This window comes from Bradyrhizobium uaiense (genome assembly GCF_010811875.1).
GTDB lineage: Bacteria > Pseudomonadota > Alphaproteobacteria > Rhizobiales > Xanthobacteraceae > Bradyrhizobium > Bradyrhizobium uaiense.
Map to the genome: position 1 here is coordinate 1 of NZ_VKHP01000616.1, position 383 is coordinate 383.

Below are 383 nucleotides of genomic sequence, written 5' to 3' on the forward strand. Positions count from 1 at the left end.
GAGGACAGCAGGAACAGCAAAAAGCCGTAGCCCAGGCCGTTCAGGAAGGGGATCAGCGCGAATTCCAAATTGCCAGCCTTGCGGGGAGATGCCGTATCGAGGAGGTTGAAGAGCTTGCCGCGTCCGGCCAGGCGCGGCAGGACGCAAAAGTGCAGCGATCCTATGGGATTCGCGCTTCTCTGTCAAAATAGCGGATTGCGGCCCGGTCCGGGCTGCGCGCCACAGGCTGACCATGACGCAATCCTATCCGCTGCCCCCTTTCGGGAACCGTTTCGCCGAACTGCCGCCGGCCTTCTATACCCGGCTGCAGCCCACGCCCCTGCCCGCGCCCTACCTGGTCGGATTCAGCGAGGCAGCCGCGGCCACGGCCGGGCTGCCACGGC

1 protein-coding gene is annotated in these 383 nt (G+C 65.5%); it reads left to right on the forward strand.

The window, feature by feature from the left end:
* Window positions 1-191, forward strand: a 191-nt coding sequence (locus tag FNJ47_RS46755; RefSeq protein ID WP_163163567.1) for a hypothetical protein, incomplete at its 5' end; no start/stop codon positions are given.
* Window positions 192-383: the final 192 nt, after the last annotated feature.